This is a genomic window from Prosthecobacter sp. (assembly GCF_044378005.1).
Lineage (GTDB): Bacteria > Verrucomicrobiota > Verrucomicrobiia > Verrucomicrobiales > Verrucomicrobiaceae > Prosthecobacter.
The window spans coordinates 36,011-57,455 of sequence record NZ_JBILYB010000012.1; the positions used below are offsets into that span (position 1 = coordinate 36,011).

Sequence of the window (21,445 nt, forward strand, 5' to 3'; positions counted from 1 at the left end):
GCCCCCGCTGTGACACGTTTGGTCATCACCCCCCATGATGTCCAGCCTCCGCCTCCTCTGCCTCGCCATCGCCGCCAGCGCCTCCGCCCAGACTCCCGGTGACTGGGTCCACTCACGCGGCAGCGAGTCCATGACCGGCCTCTCCCCCGTCGAGCTCCGCTTCCCCCTCGACCTCGCCTGGCAGCACCCCATGATGGCCAAGCCCAAAGGCCAGGCCGAGATGCTCGTCAGCGGTGCCGTCGTCCGCGCGGGCAAAGTCTATGTCGGCTGCAAAGACGGCCAGTTCCGTTGTCTCGATCTCGCCAAGGGGGACAAGCTCTGGCAGGCTGATGGGAAGGGGGCCTTCGACGGTGCCGCCGCCTTTGCCGGGGACCTCGTCATCGCCGGGTGCCAGGACGGCTTCGTCTATGCCTGGAATGCCGACACCGGCAAGGAGGTCTGGAAGTTCGAGACCGACGCCGAGATCCACGCCGCCGCCAACGTCTGGACGGACCCCGCCACCCAGGTGCAAAAAGTCCTCATCGGCAGCTACGACTACAACGTTTACTGCATCGACGCCAAGACCGGCAAGAAGGACTGGGCCGCCGAGACCGGCTACTACATCAACGGAGGCTCCGCCGTCGGCGATGGCATGGTCGTCTTCGGTGGCTGCGACAGCGTCCTCCACGTCCATGATGTCAAAACCGGCAAAGAAGTCCGCCAGATCGAGGTCGGCTCCTACATCGGCAACAACGTCGCCATTGCCGATGGCGTCATCTACGTCTCCCACTACGGCAACCGCGTCGGTGCCTACAGCATGGCGGATGGCGCCAAGATCTGGGAATACGGCGAGCGCGAGTTCGAGTTCTACGCCGCCCCCGCCATCTGGGAAAAGACCGTCTTCTGCGGCGGTCGGGACAAGCGCTTCCACGCCATTGACCGCACCACCGGGGCCAAGCTCTGGGAATTCCGCAGCCGCGACCGCATCGACAGCAGCGCCGTCATCTGCGCGGGCAAAGCCGCCCTCTTCGGCAGTGACGACGGCTACCTCTACGCCCTCGATCTCAAAGAGGGCAAGGAGCTCTGGCAATACGAAGTCGGTGCCCCTATCAAGACCTCCCCCGCCATCGCTGGAGACTACATCATCATCGGCGCAGATGATGGGAACGTTTATTGCTTCAAGTCCGCTCCCGCAGCCCCCGCTGCCGCCCCTGCGGTCAAAAAGCCCTGAGCGGTTACCCCGAAAGCCCTGAGCGTTTCCTCCATTGCCATCCCCTCCCCACCACGCCTTGTTGCTCCCGCATGAAGACGCCCCCACTGCTCCCCACCCTCACGCTCCTCGCCCTCGGCGCTTCATTCGCCACCGCCGCAGACTGGCCCATCTGGCGCGGCCCCACCTATGACGGCATCTCCACCGAGACCGGGTGGAAGATCAGCGCCGAGCCCAAGACCCTCTGGGAAGCCGAAGTCGGACTCGGCTTCGCCTCCTTCGTCGTCGCCGGAGAGCGCGTCCTCACCTCCGGCCATGCCGATGGCAAAGACACCGTCTGGTGCCTCGACTCCGCCACCGGCAAAGTCCTCTGGAGCCACTCCTACCCCGCCGATCTCGGCGACAAATACTACGAGGGCGGCACCTCCAACACCCCCACCCTCGACGGCGACAAAGCCTACCACCTCTCCCGCTGGGGCGACCTCTTCTGCTTCGACGCCCCCACCGGCAAAGTCGTCTGGGAGAAGAACATCCAGAAAGAAACCGGGGCCAACCTCCCCGACTGGGGCTTTGCAGGCGCCCCCCTCGTCCAGGGCGACCTCCTCATCCTCAACGTCGGCAAAGCCGGCCTCGCCGTGGAAAAAGCCACCGGTAAGATCGCCTGGAAGAGCGAGACCGACAGCGCCGGCTACTCCACCCCCTACCCCATCACCCGCGATGGCAAAAAGCTCGTCGTCATCGGCTCCGGGGACGCCTACACCGCCGTCCAGGTCGCCGATGGCACCCCCGTCTGGTCCTACCGCTGGGCCACCCGCTACGGCGTCAATGCCACCGACCCCATCCTCAGCGGCGACACCCTCTTCATCTCCACCGGGTATAATAAAGGCTGCACCCTCCTCAAGCTCACCTCCAGCCAGCCCGAGAAGGTCTGGGAAAGCAAGGTCCTCAAGAACCAGTTCAACTCCTCCGTCCTCATCGGCGACCACCTCTACGGCATCGATGGCGACCAGAACAGCCGCTGCGCCCTCAAGTGCGTGAAGCTCGCCGATGGCAAAGTCGCGTGGGAAGAAAAGAGCATCGGCTTCGGCTCCCTCATGGCCGCCGATGGCCGACTCATCATCCTCACGGAGAAAGGCGAGCTCGTCATCGCCCGCATCACCCCCGAGAAATTCGACGAACAAACCCGGGCCCAAGTCCTCAGCGGCCGCTGCTGGAGCGCCCCCGTCCTGGCCAATGGCCGCCTCTATGTGCGGAACGCCCCCGGAAAGGTCCTCTGCCTAGAGGCCAAATAGGGCACGTAGCGCCGTCGGTGCCTCCGCCCCATAGCGTTCATGACCCCTTGGGTACGAGCGACGACCCCTCCGGGTACGAGTGACGACCCCTCCGGGGTCCAGAGCTGAAGAACCCTGTGTATCGCCTTCACTCACCCACTTGATGATTGCTCGCATCCCCTCCACCTAGCGCTAGCTTTTCCTCAAACCAGTTTCCACCCCGCATGTCCCTCCCGACCGTTCGCTTCAAGCACGCCCGTTTCTCCGCCCGTTTCCCCGAGACCTACCGCTACTCCCGCTCCCATTATTGGATGGCACCCGTGGAGGGCCAGGAGGGGCTCTGGCGCGTGGGCTTCACCAAATTCGCCACCCGCATGCTCGGGGAACTCGTGGACTCCGACTGGAAACCCAAAGCCGGTGAGCCCGTTGAGCCCGGCCAGACCATCGGCAGCGTCGAAGGCTTCAAGGCAGCGTCTGACGTCTATTGCGTCATGAAAGGCAGCTTTGTGGAGGGAAACCCCTACCTCAAGGAGGACGCCTGCGTCGTCCGCAGCGACCCCTATGAAGTCGGCTGGCTCTACTCCGTGAAAGGCGAGCCCGAAGACGAGCACCTCGACGTCCACGGCTACATCGCCCACCTCAGCACCATCATCCAGCGCATGGCCGAAGAAGGCCACGGCGAGGAAGGCGCTCCCGAAGACTGACTTTGCCCACCGTGGAGAGGCTTCTCCAGTCGATCATTGGTTCAGCACGACTTTGAGGTTGCCGTTGTGGATCTCAAAGGTCTGGATGCCTGCGAGGAAGCGCTGGAGAGCGGGATCGGACTCCAGGTTCTTGGCCACGAGGTCCTCGCCTTTGATGTCGCCCAGCCAGGCGTTTGGCATGGAGATGCCACCGACGCTGATGTCATCGAGCGCGAAGGAGAGCTTGTGTTCGGGGGTCAGCCCACTGCCGAAGGTGAGGCGGACTCGCACCTTTTGCCCGGCAAAGAGCGGGAAGTCCGGCGGAGCGATGATGATGAGCCCTGCGGCAATCTTCCCTTCGCTGAAACTAAGCTGCACATGCTCGCCGAGGTTCTGCTTGGCGAGGTAGGCGTTCACTTCACGCTCGGTGATGATGATGGTGCGGTTCTCGGCACCAGGCTCGATCTGCGGAACGGCCGGCGGTGGAGGCGGCTGCTGTGGTGCTGCGGACACATTGACGGTGACCGGAGCCATGGGGGGATCGCCGAAGAGAGCGAGTTTCGAATCGAAGTCGGTGCGCTCTTTTTCGGAGAGCACCACGGGCTTCATGGGGGCCGGATCGAAATTGTACTTCACCCACCAGATGGTGCCGCCGATGGCGAGTCCCGCCGTCAGAAGCACGGCACCGAGAATGATGAGAAGGATCTTCTTTGTCGAGAGACCGGGCTGGGCAGCCGGAGCGGATGAGGTGGGGATGGTTTCCATGTCGGTGGCTTGTAGATGCAAGCGGGGCGAGGCTATTCATTTTGCCTCGGAGCGTCGTGAGGAATTTTGGGGTGATTTTGGAGGCGGTGCAACGCCCGATCACTCACGCGCCGACTTCGGATCAAAGGCGTCACGCAGTCCATCTCCCAGGAGATTCAGGGCCAGGAGCGTGAGGGTAAAGAACACGCTGGGGCCGATGAGCATCCATGGGTGGACGGCCATGCTTGCTGCCCCTTCGCTGATCAAGACACCCCAGCTCGCATCCGGTGGCTGAATGCCGAGTCCGAGGAAGCTCAGCATGGCCTCCAGCAGCATGACGCCAGGAACGGTGAGGCTGGCGTAGATGATCACGGGCCCCATGACGTTCGGCAGCATGTGCTTGAAGAGGATGTGCCAGAACCCAGCTCCACTGGCCCGTGCCGCCAGGACGAATTCGAGGTCCTTCAAAGACAGAACCTGACCGCGCACGACACGCGCCATGGTGAGCCATTCCACCGCTCCAATGGCCACGAAGATGAGCACAAACTGCCTGCCGAAGATGACCACGAGCAGGATGACGAACGTGATGAAGGGGAAAGCATAGAGCACATCCACCAGACGCATCATCAGCGCATCTGTCCGGCGTCCGCTGAGCCCTGCAATGAGACCATAACCCACGCCAATGACTGCAGCGACGGCGGTGGCGAGGACACCGACGAGCAGGGACACGCGTCCCCCGAAAAGGATGCGGGTGGCGAGATCACGCCCGAGTGGATCAGTGCCGAGCCAGTGCTGGGCACTGGGTGCGGTCGCGCGTAGTTCGAGATCCTGATCACTCTCGCCATAGGGCGAAAACCACGGCCCCACGGCACAGATGAGGATCATGAAGGCCAGCGTCAGCATGGCCGCAATGGTGACAGGCGAACGAGTGAGCCGCTGCCAGGCCTGCTGAGTCGGAGACTGGGAGGTGGACTGGCTCATTCCTTGAATCCAATCCTGGGGTTCAACATGGCCTGCACGACATCCACGAGCAGATTGAAGGCGACGATCAGCAGCGCGTAGAAGGCAGCAGTGGCCATGGCGAGTTCGTAGTTACGATTCACCGCCGCTCCGACGAAGTGCTGACCAAGTCCGGGAAGCTGGAACACGCTTTCCGTGACGATAGAGCCGGTCATCAATCCTGCTGCCGTTGGCCCCAGGAAGTTCAGCACGGGCAGGCAGGCGAGTTTGAAGGCGTGTCGGAAGACAATAGCTGTCTCGGAGGCACCTTTGGCTCGTGCTGTGCGGATGAATTCCTGCGCGAGTGTTTCACGCAAGCCTCCGCGTGTGAGGCGTGCGATGTAGGCGCTGTAAATGATGCCCAGCGTCATGGCGGGCAGCACCCAGTCGTCGGCATCATACCAGCCGGAGGCATTGAACCAGCGCAGCTTCAGTCCGAAGATCAGCGCGATCAACGGCCCCAGCACCAAGCTCGGTGTGCAGATGCCGAGCGTGGCGGCCACCGTGCTGGCGCGATCTTCCAGCGTATTTGGTCTCAACGCGGCCAGCGCTCCCACCGGAATGCCGATGGCAAGCGCGATGCAAAGGGCGGCTAGCCCCACCTGCGCGGAGACGGGGAATCCCTGGGCGATGACTTCATCGACACCACGTCCCGGCATCATGGGCGAAGGGGGGAAATCAAAGGTGACGAAGCTGACGATGTGGTTCCAAAGCTGAACGGGCAGCGGCTTGTCGAAGCCGTAGCGCGCCGCCTGGGCCTGACGGATATGTTCTGCGACCACGCGCTCGCCCTGGAAAGGCCCGCCTGGAGCCATCCGCAGCAACAGGAAGGTAATGCAAAGCACGCCGAGGATGACGGCGATGCCCTGCAAGACGCGGCTGAGGAGGAAGCGAAGCATGTGAAGGATGCTATAAAGCCAGACTTGAGCGGAGAGCAATCAAAGCTGCGGCACATGCAGCCCGTCATTGTGGATCTGCACGACCTTCCAGTCCCACGGCCAGCGGCCCTTCTTATGCCAGTGGAAGAACCACGGTTGCTCGATGCTGTTCACCTGCGAGATCACCGCATCGCTGAAGCCCATGCCTTTGCCCTCAATGCGAATCTTGATCTTCACCATCCCGAGATCCGGCACAGCCTGCATTTGCACGACCTGAGACTTGATGGTGAGTGCAAAGAATCCGCCGAGCACCTGCCGTGCATCTTCGACAGCGCTATCTCGATCATGCCCATAGTCGTCCATGTAATCGTCGGTGAGCATGGCCTTCACGTCGTCCCAGTCACGTTCCTCTATGGCGAGGAGGAACGCAGTCTGGCGGGCCATGAGCTGGTCTTGAGGCGACCGCCCAAAAGCCCACCAGCCAAACCAGCCGAGGCCGATCAGGAGCAAGACGACGAAGAGGAAAACGAGATGGATGCGTCTCATGGATTACTGCATGCGGTAATAACCATCGGGATTGTAGAGCCAGTAGGCATCCAGCGGATTCAGGCGTGGCAGCAGGGAGATGGGTTTGCCGCGTTCATCGGTGGATTCGACAATGCCTGCCGAGGTCATCGGGTCACCCGAGATCCGAGTTGGTGTATTCGTTGGCTGCGGCTGAACGGTGTCAGGATGGCGAAGCAGCGCGGTTTCCTCGATCTCTTCGACGATCACGTCCACCCACTTCAGCTTCTGGGCATCATCGGCGAATTCGTTCCAGTCGCCCGTGGAGGCTTCCTTGTACATGCGGGCGATGAACTCCTCGCGCGAGATCCCCATCTTCTGCGCCACGGGGTCGGCGAGACGCTTCCACCATTCTTCGAGTTCCTTCACGTTCTCGCGATGTTGCGTGAGATTGCCCATCACGCCGACGCTGAGCTGATGGTGCAGGATGAGCGCATTGGGATAAGCATACGACTTCTTCGAAAGCGTGGTGATGCATGCCGCCATGCTCGCGGCGAAGGATTTCACCACGGTGTAAACCGGCGCTGTGGAGCCGTTCATGGCCTTCAATATCTTGTAGCCAGCCATCACGCTGCCGCCGGGGCAGTCATCGATCACGATGAAGATGGGAGCTTCGGCATCTCGGTTGTTATAGTAGGCGATGCGGTCCGCCACGCTGTCGGCGGTCTTCTGGGTGATCACGCCATTGAGCCCGATGGTGCGGTCGGAAAGCACGAGCTTCTTGCCCACGAGTGGATCTTTTGGATACGCGGGAGCCTTGCCCACGGCATAGCTGCGTGCGTCGGCTTCTTTTTGCTGAAGCTCCATCTGCAAGCTGAGCGCTGAGGTCTTGCTGCGAACGCTGTTCTCTTGCAGACGCATCTTGAAGCCGTCGATGTCTGCTTCGTTCTTGGCGATGCCATACTCCATGAGCAGCTTCTCATTCTTCCGGCGCAGTTCCACCAGGGTTGGGTCATCTTTGGCCCGGCGCTCGGCTTCAGCGAGGTCGAGCTGCATTTTCATCTCCTCCATCTGAATTTGGATCTCGGCCAGAGCACGCTTCCGAGGGGCCAGCTTTTCATCTAGTTTCGTCTGATCCAGAGCGATCTGCGCTGCGATCTTCTCCCGCTCCGCCACGAGCTTGGCCGTCTCGGCTTTGATGGCTTCGAGCGGGTCCGGCTTTGCCGCAGCCGCTTGTTCGGCGGGCTTTGCGGCTTCCGCCGGTTTGGGCTTCTGCTCCTCGGCAAAGGCGAGGGCGCTGATGGCTAGAGTGGAGAGGAGAAGGGTTCGACGCATGGCAGCGGAGAATACACCCGCCGCCACGCCTTCGTTCAAGATTGTTCTTCGGCAGTCTGCATCATTTCAAGGCGGCGCGAATGGCCTTCACCACCTCGGCGGCGAGGACTTCGGAGCCGGAGGGGACGAAGTGAACATTCGCTGGCTGGATCTGCAGTTCCTTCATGCGTGGCTTCACGAGTGTGTAGAGATCATTGATGGCAATGCCGTTGTCCTTCATCACTCGCAGTGCGGCTTCGTTGTAGCGAATGACATCGGCGTTGTTGCGATACACCTTCATCGGCTCATCGGGCACCGGCGTGGTGGTGGCGAAGACGAGCTTCGCGCCAGTGGCTTTGAGCTTGGCCAGGATCTCCCGCAGTTGCTTCTCATACACTTCCACGGTGGCCTGTGGAGGATCAATGGCGAGGTCGGAGGTCGTCTTGCCATCGGCCTTCATGTGCTTGAGGTCATGCAGGCCCCAGTTGAAATGGATGACATCCCATTTACCTCCGTCGATCTGGAGCCAGCGGTCGATGTTGGCCACGCCTGCGGTGGTTCCGCTGCAGTTCTCCATCTTCGTGCCGCGCATCGGGCGCAGGACGGTCATCTCATCCGCCAGCAGCTTCTGCACCACAGGCGTGTAGCCCATGGAGATGGAGTCACCGAGCAGGAGGACACGCTTTTTGGCCGGGGCATCGGCGGCAAAGGTGATGGTGGTGGCGAGACAGAGGAGGCTGGAAACAAAGGCGGTGCGCTTCATGGCCGCTGAGAACGGCTCTGTGTGCGCCGACTTTCAGGGCTTCGTGCTCAGCGTGACTCCTGCAGCCGTGACCGTGGCTTTCTTCACGAGCTTCAAAGCGCTGCCGATGGGCTCGATCTTTTGATAAGGTGCCAGCAGTGTCCAGGTGCCGATGCCAGCGATGAAACCTTCCGCGACGGTCTTGCCGGGCACTTTGACGTCCACGACCTTCGCATCCACGCCTGCCTGATGCACCATGACCTCGTAGGCGGCTTCGCCATTGAGGTAGCGCCTTTTGTCCTCCCAGAATTTGATGTGATTCATCGGCAGGCTCACTCGGGCGATCACGCGATTCTTCTCCGGTTCGGTGTGGTCAAAGCGCAGCATCTCGGTGTAAACGCCGTAGCCCGAGTCCGGGGCCAGCAGGAGCAGCCCGTTCAGTTCGGCAATGCTCAGCGTGATTTCCGTCGCAGAGCCTGCTTTCAAATCCGCGAGCTTCTTTTCCAAGGCAGACCTGGCTTCCGGGGTCAGTTCAATGGCGGCAAATTTCTGCGGCTGATCCTGCGCGAACTCGGCGATGGCCTTGTCCTGCTGAAACAGTGAGTAGGCGCTCCATCCAATGATGCCGCCAAAGGTGAGCGCGGCCATGAGCATGATGGCGCAGCCATAAAAGGGGCTGAAGGGAGCCGTGGGGACTTTTTCGACGCGGGCCATGAGAGATTAGGATTGCAGCACGATCTTGATTTTACCGGCGGTCTTGCCGGAGGCATTCAGGGCGTCGGCGAGAGTGGGGCCTGTGGTGATGCTCGGTGTGGCGGGAGCAGGTGCAGCAGAGCCCTGCTCAGCTTCGAGGGCGGCTTTGAGCGCGCCTTCCACCATCTGACCACAGTGGATTTTCATCGGAGGCAGGGCACCGAGCGGCGCGCTGAGTTCAGCGGCGCTCATTTGCAGGGCCTCCTCCTTGGTTTTGCCACGGATGAGTTCGGTGGCCAGACTGGCAACGGCGATGGCGGTTTGGCAGCCAAAGGACTGGAAGCTGGCTTTGTCGATCACCTTGCGACCATCCTGCTCTTTGTATTTCAGCCACATGCGGACCATGTCGCCACAGTCTGGCGATCCGACGGTGCCGACGGCGTCAGCGTCGGGCATTTCGCCGAGGTTCTGAGGATTGGAGAGGGCGGATTGGAGGGTGGCTTCGTCCATGGATGCAGACATGCGGAGAATACGCCCCGCCGCAAGGCCGGGCGTCTTTTCATCCGCGCTCAATCCAGCGATAGGCATCTCGCGAGTTCTTCCAAAAGTACTTCTCGCAGGCTTCGCTGCCTTTCGTGCTGAAGTAATCGCGCACGATGCCGAACACGACCTCGTAAGGGGCGGCGCGGTCACTGACCGGCCAGTTGCTGCCGTAGATGAGGCGATCCGGGCCGAAGCTCTCCCAGAGATGATCGAGGATGGGCAGGTAATAGCCGACATCGTGTGGAGCATTGCCTTCCGCGCCTTTCACCTGCTCGACGAGCGCGGAGACCTTCATCCAGACGTTCTTTTGCTTCGCGATGGTGGTGATGTTCTCTTTCCACTCTGGTTTGAGCGACTTCGGATCGCCGCTGCTGCCGAGATGATTGATGACGATGCGCAGATCGGGCATCTCGGCTGCAAGCTTCGCCGCGCGGGGCAGAGCATCGGGGCCACCATTGAGATCGAGTTCGAGCCCGTGATCGGCGAGCACGCGTGCTCCTTTCAGGGCGGCTTCGTGATGCGCATCCAGTTTTACCAGATCAGATCGCCAGCGGACTCCGCGAAAGATGGGATTGGCGGCGAAACGCTTCACGTTCGCCGCGAACTCGGGCGTGGTCGGATCAAGATTGCCGACAAAGCCGACGATGCATTTTTCATTCGCCGCGAGATCGAGAATCCACTGGTTGTCCTCCACCCACGGGCTGGCTTCGACGATGACCGTCTCCTTGATGCCATGTGGCTCTGCCAAAGCGCGCCAGTCGGCAGGCAGCACCTTGCGGTAGAGCTTCGTCCCTTTCCCCGGCCAGGGCACGCCTTGCGGACGCGTGGGGTCATAGAAATGCGTGTGCGTGTCGATGATGCGCGTGGCTGCCGGAGCCGCAGAGACAAAGGTAGGCACAGCAAGTGCGGCGCTGGACTGGAGGAAACGACGGCGATTCATGGAGGACATGCCCTCCCATTTATCCAATCTCGAAATTGATGTCGATACGGATTCGTCGGCTCTGGCCTGATTCGTGATTGCCAAGGGATGTCCTGCTCCCCATCATCCGCGCCTCATGTCTGAAGCCATCATCGCACCCGAAAAAATCTGGCAAGGAACCGCCGTCTCCACCGGCGTGGCCCATGCCGTGGTGCATGTCATGAAGGATCACTTCGATGAACCTGACGCCACGCCCATCGGCCCCGAAGAGGTCGAGAGCGATCTCGCCCGCTGGCACCGTGCCCTTGAGGTGACTCAGACAGAGATCGAGGCTCTGCAAACGGCGATGTCCGGTGAAGAGTGCAGCGCAGAGGCGGATATCTTTGAAGCCCATCTGCTCATCCTCAATGACAACTCCATCCGCAAGCAGGTGGAGAAGACCGTGCGCGAGCAGCTCATCTGCGTGGACGCCGTGTATTATCGGCTCATGTGCAAGCACATGGACGCCCTGCGCGGCCTCTCGGACTCCTATCTCCGCGAGCGCTTCCTCGACATCAAGGACGTGACCCATCGTGTGATGCGTCATCTGCGTGGTGAGATGCTGGATCACCCGATGTTTGATGATCCCGTCATCATCGTGGCACATGACCTCACGCCTTCGGACACCGTGCAGCTCGATCGCACGAAGGTACTCGGCTTTGCCATCGAGATGGGCAGTGCGAACTCGCACGCGGCCATCATCGCTCGCTCTCTCTCTCTGCCTGCCGTCGTGCGCATGCACAACATCTGCGAGGAACTGCACTCCGGTGACGCCGTGCTGCTCGATGGTGATGAAGGTCTGCTCATCCGCAATCCTTCCGCAGCCACGCTGGCAAAGTATCGCAGCCGTGAAGCTCAGACGGATGCTCGCGAAGATGCGCTGCACACCACGCGTCACCAGCCTGCCATCACTTCCGATGGCAGCACAGTGATGGTCAGCGCAAATGCCGAGTTCATCGAGGAAATGTCCGCCATCCGTGACAGTGGTGCCGAGCATGTGGGCCTCTTCCGCACCGAGTTTCTTCATCTCGAGGACCCCGAAGGCAGCGAAGACTGGCTGGCTGACTGCTACACCCGCGCCGTGCAGGCCATGACACCCGGAGAGGTCATCTTCCGCACGCTCGATCTCGGCGGGGACAAGATGGACCCACGAATGACCTTCGAGGCCGAGCCCAATCCTTTCCTCGGCTGGCGTGGCATCCGCGCCTCTCTTGGCAGGAAAGATCTCTTCCGCCGTCAGCTCCGCGCTCTTCTGCGTGCCTCCGCACATGGTCGCATCGGCATCATGTTCCCCATGGTCAGTTGTGTGGAGGAAGTGCGGGAAGCCCGCGCCCTGCTCGATGAATGCGCGCGCGATCTTCTCCACGCCAAAGTGCCCATCGGTGACGACATCGCCATCGGGGCCATGATCGAAATCCCCAGCGCTGCCGTGTCGGCTGATCTCATCGCCGGCGAGGTGGACTTTTTCAGCCTCGGCACCAACGACCTCATCCAGTACACCATCGCGGTGGATCGCCTGAACGAGCGCGTGGCTGGCCTTTACCAGCCCACGCATCCTGCCGTGCTGCGCCTCATCCGAATGACCGTCGATGCCGCACGCGTTGCTGGCATTCGCGTCTGCATCTGTGGTGAAATGGCTTCCGATGTCGAGCTCACGCCATTGCTCGTCGGCCTCGGGCTCGATGAACTCAGTGTCGCCACAAGTCAGGTCCCCCGCGTGAAGCACGCCATCCGCCAGCTCAATGCCGCCGACTGTCGTACACTGACCGAGGAAGTCATGAACCTCGGCTGCACGAGCACCGGTTTGGACAAATGCCGCGCCATGGCAAATGCGCGCTATCCCGAGTTGCTGGAATAGCTCAAGTTACTTCCCGACAGCGCGCTTCAACTCGTGCTGGGCTTTGTTGAACTCTGTCACTGCCTGTACTCGGCTTTGGCGCGCGCGGGTGAGCTCTTCGCGGGCTAGCAAGTACTCGAGCACGACGCCGAGCTGGCTTGCCTGACGTTCCTTGGCCAGCTTCACCATCTCTTCGGCTGCTGCCACAGCTTCGTCATTGATGGATATCTGATCATGCGCGCTTTGGGACTTCGCGGCGGCTTCGACGACCTCGCGGCCGATGGCGGCTTTGATCTGTTCGGTTTGCAGGTTCGTAGCTTCTTCGCGGGCGTTGGCGATGACCTTGCGCTGTTTATCAAAGAGCCCGCCAGGGCCGATCTTCCAGCCGAGGCCGATGTAGAAGTCCTGGGTGTCGTCGAAGTTGCCCGTGTTGTTGCCAAAACCACCGCCAAGGCCGCCTGCGCCGTAGCCTGCCTGCACATTCGGGATGATTGGGGCGATGCGGGCGCGGTCGCTCTCAAGCTGCGCAGCCGTGGTGGCAGCTCCGGCGGCTTTGAGTTCCGGGCGGTGCTGTGTGGCCTGCGTGAGCAGAGTGGCGACACCGGTTTTGCCATTGAGGCGCACGGGTACGAGATCGGCCTTCGCGGGGCGGAGTTCGGACTGGGCTGGCAGACGCAGCGTCTCAGCGAGTGCAGCAGCAGCGAGGTCGCGCTTCTCCTGCTCCTGACGAATGGCGAGCTTGGCGCGTGAGACCTGAGTTTTTACCCGTAGCAAATCCGCACGGAAGGCCGTGCCGGCGGTGACGGCTCCTTCGAGCTGCTTTTCATAATCCTGCGTCAGTTGCAAATCGTCCTCGATGATCGCGACGCTGGCCTCCGTGCTCAGCAAATCGAAGTAGCGCGCTGTGGCCTGAGTCACGATGTCGCGCCTCGATTTCTCGGCGAGTTGCTCGGCGGCGAGTGCCTTTTGTTTGGCCGCGAGCGCCGAGTAATAGAGATCGCCCGGCGACCAGTCGATCATGATGTTCGTGCCGACGGTGTATTGCTGCTTGTAAGCATTGAAGACCGCTCCCGCGACATCCTGGATGTTGCCATCATGCCGCTTGTAGCCCACGCCAAGGCTCAGAGACGGCCAGAAGCGCTGCCAGGCCTGCTTCGACTCCGCGATGGTCTCCGTGTGCTTCACTCGAGCGAGTTGGATCTCGTCGTTGTTCGCGCCAGCGAGTTTCATCACGGTCGGGAGATCGACGTGGACCGGATCGGCAGTGGAAACTGTGGCGGCGAGGAGGAAGAGGAACGTTTTCATCTGGCTGCGAATCAGGGTTTGGCGGTGACGGCCTGCTTGTCGGTCAGTGCAACGGTTCCGGGAACAAGAAGCACGTCCTCCGCTTTCAGCTCCGGCACTTCGACGTTCGTACCATCGTTGAAGCCGATCTTCACGGCGGTCTTCATCGCTTTGCCATCGGCGTGCTTAAAGACGAAGGCGTTGGTCTTTTCCATCACGAGCGCAGCGACGGGGATCAGCGTTGCGTTGTCATGCTTTTCGACGGCGATCTTGGTCATGGCATACATGCCGGGGCGGAGTTTGAGGTCGGGGTTTTTGAGGTCGGCCTCGGCGAGCATGGTGCGCGTGGCGGGATCGAGCGCGTAGGCGATGCGGCTGATGCTGGCCTCGATAGGCGTGGGGCCGGTTGCGTCGATTTGGGCTTTCACTGGCTTGCCGACGGTCACGAGGCCGGTTTCGAGTTCGGTGACGGGGATTTGCAGGCGCAGGGTGCTGAGGTCGGTGACTTCGAGAAGCTTCGTTGTGTTCGCGATGGCGAGGGAACCAACATCGGCATGACGGGCTGTGACGATGCCGTCGAAGGGTGCTTTGAGGGTGGCGAACTGGATCTGTGTTTCGCTGCGCTCCAGACCAGCTTGGGCGATGGCGAGCTTGGCCTCGGCGTCATCGATGGCTTGTGGCAAGATGAGATCAGGAGACTTCGCTCGTGCTGCGTGGAGGCGCTTCACTTCGATGCTGGCCGCTGTGACTTCGGCTTTCGATTTGGCGATGTCGGCCTGGAGTTCGGGCACTTCGAGCGTGGCGAGCACTTGGCCTGCTTTGACGGCATCGCCTTTATCGACGGTGAGCGTGGCGATGTAGCCGGTGACTTTGGCATGCAGCGTGGCCTGCTGCCATGGCGCGAGCGTGGAGGGCAGGGAAACCCAGCGGTGGATAAGACCGGTGGTGGGTTTCGTCGTCGGGAGCTCGAGGGCTCCGGCGAGGGTGGTGAGTGCGAGGAAGATCAGGGGGCGCATGGCGGTATTCAAAGTTAAACAAACTCAGTCCAGTCATCGAGGCCGACGATCTTCATGAAGTCGCCGATGTAATTGCCGACGTGCTCCGCTTCCTCGGCGTTCTCTTCATCAAACTGCTCCTGAAGCTCTTCGGCGGCGCGATAAAGAACGCGGTCGGTGGTGCTGCGAGAGAGCAGTGATTCGCACTTGTCTAAAAAGGCATTCACGCGTTTCTCACAGCGCAGACGTGTTTCTTCATCCGCAGCGCCGGGATAGTAGTCGGCTTCGAGGAACTTAGTTTCGAGCTTGAGTTGCTTGATCGCGGCTTGGAATTTGGGGGTGAGGTTCATTTCAGTCGTTGATGTGTAGATGGACCTAATCTGTAGCTTCAATAATGACTCGCGCACCATCAGGGAGGTCTTTGATCTGGCGATGAATCGATCCCCAGGCCCCAAAGTGTTCACGAATGGGAAAGCTGACGCGATTCTCAATCCCGTAAGAGCCACCCAAGACTGGCAAATGTCGATAGCTGAAACATCTGCCTGAATCCAAAACATGACCTTCATTTGTCATGTCATCGATGACAGGAATCGAGAACCAGTCCCGGGCTTGGTCTGGTTCATCTAGCTTCAAGTAAAAGTCTTCAGGGGAGTCTGCCACACGGTTCAATTCACCACCTCCAACTTCGAGCATCATAATTGAATCATCGGGCAGTTGGATGAACAAGTCACCAGCGCGTGTGAGTAGCCAAATGCTAAACTTATTCGGCAGGAGCCAATCCCACTCTTCCAACAGTTCGTTCCAATCGAGGCTGCTGTGATCGATCAAATAGTCGTGAGCGTTCATACCTCAGTCGATGGGCTCCAGTGAGGCGTTCTTCGCCGTCTTGCTCGCTAGCAGCGCATACACAGCGGGCAGCACGAGCAGTGTGGCGACGGTTGCCAAAGCGAGACCACCGATGGTGGCAATAGCCAGAGGAGATGTTTGTGATTTGGCGAGGGCCATGGGGATCATGCCGGCGATCATGGCGAGGCTGGTCATCAAAATGGGGCGCAGTCGGGTGGTGGCGGATTCGAGGGCAGCTTCGCGTTTGGTCATGCCGCCGAGCTGGGCGCGGTGGGCGAAGGTGACGAGCAGGATGGCGTTCGCGACGGCAACGCCGATGGCCATGATGGCGCCCATGAAGCTCTGGATATTGACCGTGTTGCCGGTGAGCTTCAAGGCGAGCACGACGCCGAGCAGTGCAGCGGGAATGGTGGTGAGCACGATCACGGCGAGGCGCAGGCTTTGGAAGTTGGCGACGAGGAGCAGGAAGATGGTGACGATGGCGATGAGGAGGCCGGTTTGCAGGCCGGTTTGCAGTTCCTTCATCGGCGGGACCTGGCCGCGCAGGGCGACATTGACGCCGGTGGGCGCGGGGTTGTCGGCGATGACTTTTTCGACCTGCTTGGCGATGCTGCCGAGCGGTTGATCGTGCAGGTTCGCGATGATCGAGACAGTGCGCGACATGTTGTAGCGGTCGTATTGGCCGATGGTGCTACCTTCGCTGATTTTGGCGATGTTGCGCAAGGGCACGGGCGCTTTGTCGGCGGCGCTGATGGGGAGGTTGCGCAGGTCTTCGAGGCTTTTCATCATCGTGGCTGGCACTTGTACCTGGAGGCTCATGCTTTGGCCGGTTTTGGGGTCGGCGTAGTAGTTCGGGACGGTGAAGCGGCTGCTGGCGGTGGCGGCGACGAGGCTGCGGGTGGCATCGCTCATCTTCACGCCGAGCAGGCCGGCGCGTTCGCGGTCGATGTTCACATCGACGCTGGGGTAGTCGAGGGTTTGGCTGAATTGCACGTCTCGCAGGTCCTTGAGGGCGGCGAGTTTGGTGCGCAGTGTTTCGGCATGCGCACGGCTGGCGGCGAAGTCTTTGCCGCTGACGGCGACTTCGATGGGCGTGGGAGATCCGAGTGCCATGACGCGCGAAACGATGTCGGCAGGCTCGAAAGAGAACAAAACGCCGGGAAACTCGACGGCAAGTCGGCCCCGGAGTTTTTCGCGCAGCTCGTCAATGGGCATCCGGCTGCCATCTTCTTTGAGCTGGATTTGCAGCGTGGCCTCCTCGGGGCCGCTGTTCCATTGGTGGATGAGGTTCACCGGGTAATTTGGCGCATGCACGCCGATGAGGCCCATGCTGGTGGCGATGGGGGCTTCTTCGCCAATGATGGCGAGCGTGCACGTGGCGATTTGTTCGGTGGTTTCGAGTCGCGTGGCGGTGGGGGCGCGGAGGCGGAGCTGGAGCTGGCCGGCGTCGATCTGCGGGAAGATCTCGGTGCCTAGGAAGGGAATGAACACCGTGATGGCGAAGATCGTGCCTGCGAGGTAGGCGGGGACGAGGATGTGGCGCGTGGAGATGCTGGGGAGGAAGAGCCAGCGCAAGGCAGTCGGACTCGTCGGACCTGTCTGACTCGTCGGACGAGGCTCCCGATGCCACCAGATGCTCAAAATGGGCACCAGCGTGCTGGAGAGCAGATACGACGCGATCATGGCAAAGCCGACCGCGAGGGACAACGGCAGGAACAAAGCCTTCGCAGCGCCAGTCATGAAGAAGTTGGGTACGAAGACGGCGAGAATGCAGAGCATCGAAAGCGAGCGCGGGCCGATGGTTTCTTCGGAGGCATCCAGGACGATGCGGCGCAGGCTGTTACCTCCGCCTTGCTTCATGCGGCGATGGATGTTCTCGATCTCGACGGTGGCTTCATCGACGAGGATGCCGACGGCGAGGGCGAGGCCGCCGAGGGTCATCAGATTGATCGTATAACCACCGATCCACAGCGCCAAAACGGCGGCGGCGATGGCGATGGGGATGTTCAGCACGACGATGAACACTCTGCGCAGATCACGCAGAAAAATGAGCACCATCAGGCCGGTGAGCGCGGCTCCGAGGATGCCTTCTTTGACGAGGTCGTCGATGGCGTGGATGATCCAGGGGCTTTGGTCGAACTCGAAGGTGACGTTGATGTCCTCGGGACAGGCGGCTTTGAATTTGCCGAGGTTCGCTTTCACCAGCTCGACGACGCTGAGCGTGGAAGCATCGCTGCGTTTCGTGACGGGCATGTACACAGTGCGCTTGCCGTTCACGATGGCGATGCTGGTCATGAGGTCGCTGCCGTCGCTGACCTCGCCGATGTCGCGCACATAGACCGCGCCTTTGTCGGTGACCTTCAGGGGCACGGCGGCGAGGTCCTGGATGTTCTTCACGAAGGCGTTTGTCGGCACGATGGGGAAGCTGTTTGGCAGGGCGAGATTGCCGCTGGGGCTCATCGTGTTCGCCTCGGTTATCGCTTTGACCACGTCGTCGGGGGACAAACCATAAGCGCGGAGGCGGTCGGGCTTCACGTTGATCAAAATGGTGCGGGCACTGCCGCCGAAGGGCGGTGGAGCGCTCACGCCCGGCAGCGTGGCAAAGAGCGGGCGCACCATGTTCAGCGCGGCGTCTTGCATCTGGCCGACGGTGCGCGTGGGGTTGTCGGTGGCGAAGACGAGATTGCCCACGGGCACGCTGCCGGCATCGAAGCGCGTCACGAAGGCCCCCGGCGTGCCGGGCGGCATGAAGCTGCGGCTGCGGTTCACATAGGCGATGGTTTCGGAAAGCGCAGCCGACATGTCCGTGCCGGGATGGAACTGGAGCTTCATGATGGAGGCTCCCTGGATGTTCTTCGATTCCACATGCTCGATGCCCGCGATGTAGAGGAAGTGGTACTCGTAGTAGTAGGTCAGGTAGCCTTCCATCTGTGCCGCATCCATGCCGCCATAAGGCTGCGCGACGTAGATGGTGGGAATGCCCAGCGGCGGGAAGACATCGCGCGCCATTTTTTCCTTCGCCTGCCAAGCGCCGAGGAGGATCGCCACGACGATGACGAGGATGGTCCAGGGATGGCGGAGGGCGAAGCGAGGCAGGGACATGCGGGAGTGACGAATAGCGACAAATGAAGAACGGGCGGCGATTACGGGCACCGTAAAACGTGGGAGCGCAAATATCTTTCCTCGAAGGACCGCTTTTTAGTGCTTCCCCACTTCGACGCCGAGCTCTTTGAGCTGCTTGCGGACGATCTTCAGCACCTCGCGGCCATCCTTGGTGATTTTGTAGCTGCGCGGGGCCTTGGGGCCACGGGTGGCGTCGGCGGTGGAGGTGAGCCAGCCGTTGGTCTCCATGCGTTTGAGCAAGGGATAAAGCGTACCTGGGCTGACGTCGTAGCCATGGTGCGCGAGTTCCTTCAGCATCCACTGGCCGATCACCTCACCCTCGGCGGCATGATGCAGCACATGCACCTTCCAGAAGGAGAGCAGGATTTCGCGGTTGATGAGCTTGAGGTCCACGGCGGCGGGAGCAAAGGTTTTACGATGCTTGAGACGAATCATGGGGCGGGTTCCCATGAATTCAATTTCGGGTTTGTGACGAAGGCCGAGTGGGCACCAAAGAGTGTGTCGCCGAAATGATGTCGTTTCGCGTGGAGTCCGATGGTGTGTCGTGGGTGGGAGAAACCCGCAGTCAGCCAGACAATCACATCATTGGGGTGATGCACCTCACCAGACCTGAAGGACCTACACCACAGAAGGTGAGCGCCCGCAATCTTTTGCAGGATGATCCTACTTGCGGGGGTGGCTCATGCGCCAGAAACTGCCTGCATGAGACATACTGAAAATCATCGGGCACATCGGATTGGCTGGCTGAGGGCTGCGGTGCTGGGAGCCAATGATGGCATTGTTTCCACGGCGAGTTTGATCGTGGGGGTGGCTGCGGCGGAGTCGAGTCCGGGGAATGTGCTGGTCGCGGGTATCGCGGGGCTGGTGGCCGGGGCGATGTCGATGGCGGCGGGGGAGTATGTGTCGGTGAGTTCCCAATCCGACACGGAGCAGGCGGACATGGAGCGCGAGCGCCAGGAGTTGGCGGCGGACCCTGTGCATGAGCACGCTGAGCTGGCGGGGATCTATGTGGGGCGTGGTCTCGATGTGGATCTGGCCGGGCGTGTGGCGACTCAACTGATGGCGAAAGATGCGCTGACGGCTCATGCTCGCGATGAACTGGGCATTTCTGAAACGCTGAGTGCGCGACCTGTGCAGGCGGCCTTTGCCTCGGCGGGCACTTTTGCCGTCGGTGCAGCGCTGCCGTTGTTGCTGGTTCTGGTGGTGCCTGCGTCGGCGCTGGTGTGGACGGTGTCGCTGAGTTCGCTGCTTTTCCTGGCGCTGCTGGGGGCGCTGGCAGCTCGTGCAGGTGGCTCGCCCGTTTTGAAATCAGCCCTGCGTGTGACTTTCTGGGGCGCTCTGGCGATGGGGCTGACGGCGGGAGTCGGCGCGTTGTTCGGGGCGGCGGTGTGAGGTGGCCCGGCTGATGGGCCTGTCTGTTTAAAACACGCTGTCGAGGCCCCAGGCGACGAAGAGGCCGGTGATGCCGACGAGGGTCTCGGTGACGGTCCAGGTCCGGAGGGTCTGGGAGACGGTCATGCCGAGGGTCTCTTTGACGATCCAGAAGCCGGCGTCGTTCAGGTGGGAGAGGAAGAGGGAGCCGCAGCCGATGCCGACGACGACGAGTTCGGGGTTCACTTCAGGATGCCCGAGCACGACGGGGGCGACGAGGCCGCAGGCGGTGGTGATGGCGACGGTGGCGGAGCCGGTGGCGACGCGGACGAGAGCGGCGCAGAGCCAGCCAAAGATCATGGGCGGGAGGTGGGCGGCGGTGGCCATGGCCCCGATGGCGGTGGCGGCACCGCTGGCCTCGAGGACGCCTTTGAACCCACCGCCACCCCCGACGACGAGGAGGGTCATGCCGACGGCGGCGATGGCTTTTTCGCCCATTTTCAGGGCCTCACTGCGGGAGAAGCGGAAGGCGATGCCGGCGAAGATGACGGAGATGCCGAGAGCCAACGTGGGATTGCCAATGACGGCGGTGATCTGGCGGACGGTGTGGGTTTTGTCAGCAAACATGAGCTCGGCGATGGTCTGGGTGAGCAGGAGGAGGATGGGGACGGTGAGGACAGCGATGGTGATGCCGAGGGAGGGTTTTGGCCGGGCGGCGATGGCGGGATCGACGGGCGGGGGCTCGGGGGCCTCGACCTTCACGCGCTTGATGACCCAGTTGGCAAAGATCGGGCCGGAGATGGCGGCGACGGGAACGGCGGCGAGCAGGCCCCAGAGGATGACTTTGCCGAGATCGGCATGGAGTGCCTGGAGGGCGACGACGGGGCCGGGATGCGGGGGCATGACGCCGTGCATGATGGAAAGGACGGCGAGAAGGGGGATGGCGAGCTTGAGGAAGGGCTCCTTGGTCTCGCGGGTGAGGGTGAGGAGGATGGGGACGAGCATCACCAACCCGACGGCGAACCAGGTGGTGAGGCCGATGAGGAGGCCGAGGATCATGAGGCACCAGTGGACGCGCTTCGGCCCGAAGACGCCGATGAGGGCCTTTGCCAAGACTTCCGCGCCTCCAGAAGCGGCGAGCAGCCCGCCGAGGATGGTGCCCAGACCGAGGATGCCAGCGATGCCACCGAGGGTGCCGCCCATGCCTTTTTCAAAGGCGGTCATCATGGCGATGGGGTCCATGCCGGAGCCGAGACCCATGACCATGGCGGCGAGCAGGAGGGCGAGGAAGGCATTCATGCGCACCCAGGCGATGAGCACGATGAGCACGGCCACAGAGGCGAGGGAAAGGAGGAGCAGGTTGGTTTGTTCGGGAGTCACGGGATGAGGAAAGACAGAAAGGTGGGAATGGGTCAAGAAGGGAATGTGGGCGGGGTCGTGCTCAGTGCTCAGTTGTGCGGGGTGGACTGAG

21 protein-coding genes are annotated in these 21,445 nt (G+C 61.5%); 5 read left to right on the top strand and 16 right to left on the bottom strand.

The window, feature by feature from the left end:
• The first annotated feature begins 34 nt into the window (after window positions 1-34).
• The 3 genes from AC6FTP_RS04485 to AC6FTP_RS04495 all read left to right on the top strand — a co-directional run bounded on the left by AC6FTP_RS04485 (window position 35) and on the right by AC6FTP_RS04495 (window position 3,164).
• Window positions 35-1,210 carry an outer membrane protein assembly factor BamB family protein gene (locus AC6FTP_RS04485; protein WP_497205704.1) on the top strand — a complete coding sequence of 392 codons (1,176 nt, stop codon included), beginning with the start codon at window positions 35-37 and terminating at the stop codon, window positions 1,208-1,210.
• Window positions 1,211-1,281: 71 nt separating this feature from the next.
• Window positions 1,282-2,481 (top strand): PQQ-binding-like beta-propeller repeat protein, encoded by a 1,200-nt coding sequence (locus AC6FTP_RS04490; RefSeq protein WP_497205705.1) that lies wholly within the window; start codon window positions 1,282-1,284, stop codon window positions 2,479-2,481.
• A 203-nt stretch (window positions 2,482-2,684) separates the two neighbouring features.
• On the top strand, window positions 2,685-3,164 hold the full coding sequence (locus tag AC6FTP_RS04495; RefSeq protein WP_497205706.1) for a glycine cleavage system H family protein: 480 nt from the start codon (window positions 2,685-2,687) through the stop codon (window positions 3,162-3,164).
• Window positions 3,165-3,197: 33 nt separating this feature from the next.
• Here AC6FTP_RS04495 and AC6FTP_RS04500 read toward each other — a convergent pair whose 3' ends face one another.
• From AC6FTP_RS04500 to AC6FTP_RS04540, 9 genes are all read right to left on the bottom strand, one after another.
• Complete coding sequence (locus AC6FTP_RS04500) at window positions 3,198-3,908, bottom strand: hypothetical protein (RefSeq protein WP_497205707.1); 711 nt, start codon at window positions 3,906-3,908, stop codon at window positions 3,198-3,200.
• A 99-nt stretch (window positions 3,909-4,007) separates the two neighbouring features.
• Window positions 4,008-4,868: an ABC transporter permease gene (locus AC6FTP_RS04505; protein WP_497205708.1), complete on the bottom strand. Its 861-nt coding sequence runs from the start codon at window positions 4,866-4,868 to the stop codon at window positions 4,008-4,010.
• Window positions 4,865-5,785: an ABC transporter permease gene (locus tag AC6FTP_RS04510; RefSeq protein ID WP_497205709.1), complete on the bottom strand. Its 921-nt coding sequence runs from the start codon at window positions 5,783-5,785 to the stop codon at window positions 4,865-4,867. The genes AC6FTP_RS04505 and AC6FTP_RS04510 overlap by 4 nt, the downstream gene beginning before the upstream one ends.
• 39 nt (window positions 5,786-5,824) lie before the next feature.
• On the bottom strand, window positions 5,825-6,310 hold the full coding sequence (locus AC6FTP_RS04515) for a hypothetical protein (RefSeq protein ID WP_497205710.1): 486 nt from the start codon (window positions 6,308-6,310) through the stop codon (window positions 5,825-5,827).
• A 3-nt stretch (window positions 6,311-6,313) separates the two neighbouring features.
• Window positions 6,314-7,603, bottom strand: coding sequence for a ClpP family protease (locus AC6FTP_RS04520; RefSeq protein ID WP_497205711.1), 1,290 nt, complete (start codon window positions 7,601-7,603; stop codon window positions 6,314-6,316).
• A gap of 61 nt (window positions 7,604-7,664) precedes the next feature.
• The gene (locus AC6FTP_RS04525; protein ID WP_497205712.1) at window positions 7,665-8,345 is read right to left on the bottom strand and encodes an SGNH/GDSL hydrolase family protein; all 681 of its coding nucleotides are present in this window, start codon (window positions 8,343-8,345) and stop codon (window positions 7,665-7,667) included.
• 33 nt (window positions 8,346-8,378) lie between these two features.
• On the bottom strand, window positions 8,379-9,038 hold the full coding sequence (locus AC6FTP_RS04530; RefSeq protein ID WP_497205713.1) for a hypothetical protein: 660 nt from the start codon (window positions 9,036-9,038) through the stop codon (window positions 8,379-8,381).
• Between the two features lie 6 nt (window positions 9,039-9,044).
• Window positions 9,045-9,539: an iron-sulfur cluster assembly scaffold protein gene (locus tag AC6FTP_RS04535; protein WP_497205714.1), complete on the bottom strand. Its 495-nt coding sequence runs from the start codon at window positions 9,537-9,539 to the stop codon at window positions 9,045-9,047.
• Window positions 9,540-9,576: 37 nt separating this feature from the next.
• Complete coding sequence (locus AC6FTP_RS04540; RefSeq protein WP_497205715.1) at window positions 9,577-10,509, bottom strand: amidohydrolase family protein; 933 nt, start codon at window positions 10,507-10,509, stop codon at window positions 9,577-9,579.
• A 106-nt stretch (window positions 10,510-10,615) separates the two neighbouring features.
• Between AC6FTP_RS04540 and ptsP the strand changes: the two genes are divergently transcribed.
• Window positions 10,616-12,376 (top strand): phosphoenolpyruvate--protein phosphotransferase, encoded by a 1,761-nt coding sequence (gene ptsP, locus AC6FTP_RS04545; RefSeq protein WP_497205716.1) that lies wholly within the window; start codon window positions 10,616-10,618, stop codon window positions 12,374-12,376.
• Window positions 12,377-12,382: 6 nt separating this feature from the next.
• Here the strand turns inward: ptsP and AC6FTP_RS04550 are convergent, their stop codons facing one another.
• The 6 genes from AC6FTP_RS04550 to AC6FTP_RS04575 all read right to left on the bottom strand — a co-directional run bounded on the left by AC6FTP_RS04550 (window position 12,383) and on the right by AC6FTP_RS04575 (window position 19,038).
• Entirely contained in the window at window positions 12,383-13,660 is a 1,278-nt protein-coding gene (locus AC6FTP_RS04550) for a TolC family protein (RefSeq protein WP_497205717.1), read from the bottom strand.
• Window positions 13,661-13,671: 11 nt separating this feature from the next.
• A complete protein-coding gene (locus tag AC6FTP_RS04555) occupies window positions 13,672-14,655 on the bottom strand; it encodes an efflux RND transporter periplasmic adaptor subunit (protein ID WP_497205718.1) in 984 nt (327 codons plus the stop codon).
• Window positions 14,656-14,669: 14 nt separating this feature from the next.
• Window positions 14,670-14,984 (bottom strand): DUF4844 domain-containing protein, encoded by a 315-nt coding sequence (locus AC6FTP_RS04560; RefSeq protein WP_497205719.1) that lies wholly within the window; start codon window positions 14,982-14,984, stop codon window positions 14,670-14,672.
• A 25-nt stretch (window positions 14,985-15,009) separates the two neighbouring features.
• The gene (locus AC6FTP_RS04565; RefSeq protein WP_497205720.1) at window positions 15,010-15,480 is read right to left on the bottom strand and encodes a T6SS immunity protein Tdi1 domain-containing protein; all 471 of its coding nucleotides are present in this window, start codon (window positions 15,478-15,480) and stop codon (window positions 15,010-15,012) included.
• A gap of 3 nt (window positions 15,481-15,483) precedes the next feature.
• Window positions 15,484-18,582 carry an efflux RND transporter permease subunit gene (locus tag AC6FTP_RS04570; protein ID WP_497205721.1) on the bottom strand — a complete coding sequence of 1,033 codons (3,099 nt, stop codon included), beginning with the start codon at window positions 18,580-18,582 and terminating at the stop codon, window positions 15,484-15,486.
• Window positions 18,583-18,678: 96 nt separating this feature from the next.
• Window positions 18,679-19,038 carry a PadR family transcriptional regulator gene (locus tag AC6FTP_RS04575; RefSeq protein ID WP_497205722.1) on the bottom strand — a complete coding sequence of 120 codons (360 nt, stop codon included), beginning with the start codon at window positions 19,036-19,038 and terminating at the stop codon, window positions 18,679-18,681.
• Window positions 19,039-19,305: 267 nt separating this feature from the next.
• Between AC6FTP_RS04575 and AC6FTP_RS04580 the strand changes: the two genes are divergently transcribed.
• Entirely contained in the window at window positions 19,306-19,995 is a 690-nt protein-coding gene (locus tag AC6FTP_RS04580; RefSeq protein ID WP_497205723.1) for a VIT1/CCC1 transporter family protein, read from the top strand.
• Between the two features lie 27 nt (window positions 19,996-20,022).
• Here the strand turns inward: AC6FTP_RS04580 and AC6FTP_RS04585 are convergent, their stop codons facing one another.
• Window positions 20,023-21,354 carry a GntT/GntP/DsdX family permease gene (locus tag AC6FTP_RS04585; RefSeq protein WP_497205724.1) on the bottom strand — a complete coding sequence of 444 codons (1,332 nt, stop codon included), beginning with the start codon at window positions 21,352-21,354 and terminating at the stop codon, window positions 20,023-20,025.
• Between the last annotated feature and the right edge of the window lie 91 nt (window positions 21,355-21,445).

Bases quoted from the DNA above. Each gene is read 5' to 3' on its own strand.
- AC6FTP_RS04490 (WP_497205705.1), top strand. From the start codon at position 1,282: ATGAAGACGCCCCCACTGCTCCCCACCCTCACGCTCCTCGCCCTCGGC.
- AC6FTP_RS04580 (WP_497205723.1), top strand. From the start codon at position 19,306: ATGAGACATACTGAAAATCATCGGGCACATCGGATTGGCTGGCTGAGG.
- AC6FTP_RS04500 (WP_497205707.1), bottom strand. From the start codon at position 3,908: ATGGAAACCATCCCCACCTCATCCGCTCCGGCTGCCCAGCCCGGTCTC.
- AC6FTP_RS04570 (WP_497205721.1), bottom strand. From the start codon at position 18,582: ATGTCCCTGCCTCGCTTCGCCCTCCGCCATCCCTGGACCATCCTCGTC.
- AC6FTP_RS04550 (WP_497205717.1), bottom strand. From the start codon at position 13,660: ATGAAAACGTTCCTCTTCCTCCTCGCCGCCACAGTTTCCACTGCCGAT.
- AC6FTP_RS04505 (WP_497205708.1), bottom strand. From the start codon at position 4,868: ATGAGCCAGTCCACCTCCCAGTCTCCGACTCAGCAGGCCTGGCAGCGG.
- AC6FTP_RS04515 (WP_497205710.1), bottom strand. From the start codon at position 6,310: ATGAGACGCATCCATCTCGTTTTCCTCTTCGTCGTCTTGCTCCTGATC.
- AC6FTP_RS04565 (WP_497205720.1), bottom strand. From the start codon at position 15,480: ATGAACGCTCACGACTATTTGATCGATCACAGCAGCCTCGATTGGAAC.
- AC6FTP_RS04510 (WP_497205709.1), bottom strand. From the start codon at position 5,785: ATGCTTCGCTTCCTCCTCAGCCGCGTCTTGCAGGGCATCGCCGTCATC.
- AC6FTP_RS04485 (WP_497205704.1), top strand. From the start codon at position 35: ATGATGTCCAGCCTCCGCCTCCTCTGCCTCGCCATCGCCGCCAGCGCC.
- AC6FTP_RS04525 (WP_497205712.1), bottom strand. From the start codon at position 8,345: ATGAAGCGCACCGCCTTTGTTTCCAGCCTCCTCTGTCTCGCCACCACC.
- AC6FTP_RS04535 (WP_497205714.1), bottom strand. From the start codon at position 9,539: ATGTCTGCATCCATGGACGAAGCCACCCTCCAATCCGCCCTCTCCAAT.
- AC6FTP_RS04540 (WP_497205715.1), bottom strand. From the start codon at position 10,509: ATGTCCTCCATGAATCGCCGTCGTTTCCTCCAGTCCAGCGCCGCACTT.
- AC6FTP_RS04495 (WP_497205706.1), top strand. From the start codon at position 2,685: ATGTCCCTCCCGACCGTTCGCTTCAAGCACGCCCGTTTCTCCGCCCGT.
- AC6FTP_RS04555 (WP_497205718.1), bottom strand. From the start codon at position 14,655: ATGCGCCCCCTGATCTTCCTCGCACTCACCACCCTCGCCGGAGCCCTC.
- ptsP (WP_497205716.1), top strand. From the start codon at position 10,616: ATGTCTGAAGCCATCATCGCACCCGAAAAAATCTGGCAAGGAACCGCC.
- AC6FTP_RS04530 (WP_497205713.1), bottom strand. From the start codon at position 9,038: ATGGCCCGCGTCGAAAAAGTCCCCACGGCTCCCTTCAGCCCCTTTTAT.
- AC6FTP_RS04560 (WP_497205719.1), bottom strand. From the start codon at position 14,984: ATGAACCTCACCCCCAAATTCCAAGCCGCGATCAAGCAACTCAAGCTC.
- AC6FTP_RS04575 (WP_497205722.1), bottom strand. From the start codon at position 19,038: ATGATTCGTCTCAAGCATCGTAAAACCTTTGCTCCCGCCGCCGTGGAC.
- AC6FTP_RS04520 (WP_497205711.1), bottom strand. From the start codon at position 7,603: ATGCGTCGAACCCTTCTCCTCTCCACTCTAGCCATCAGCGCCCTCGCC.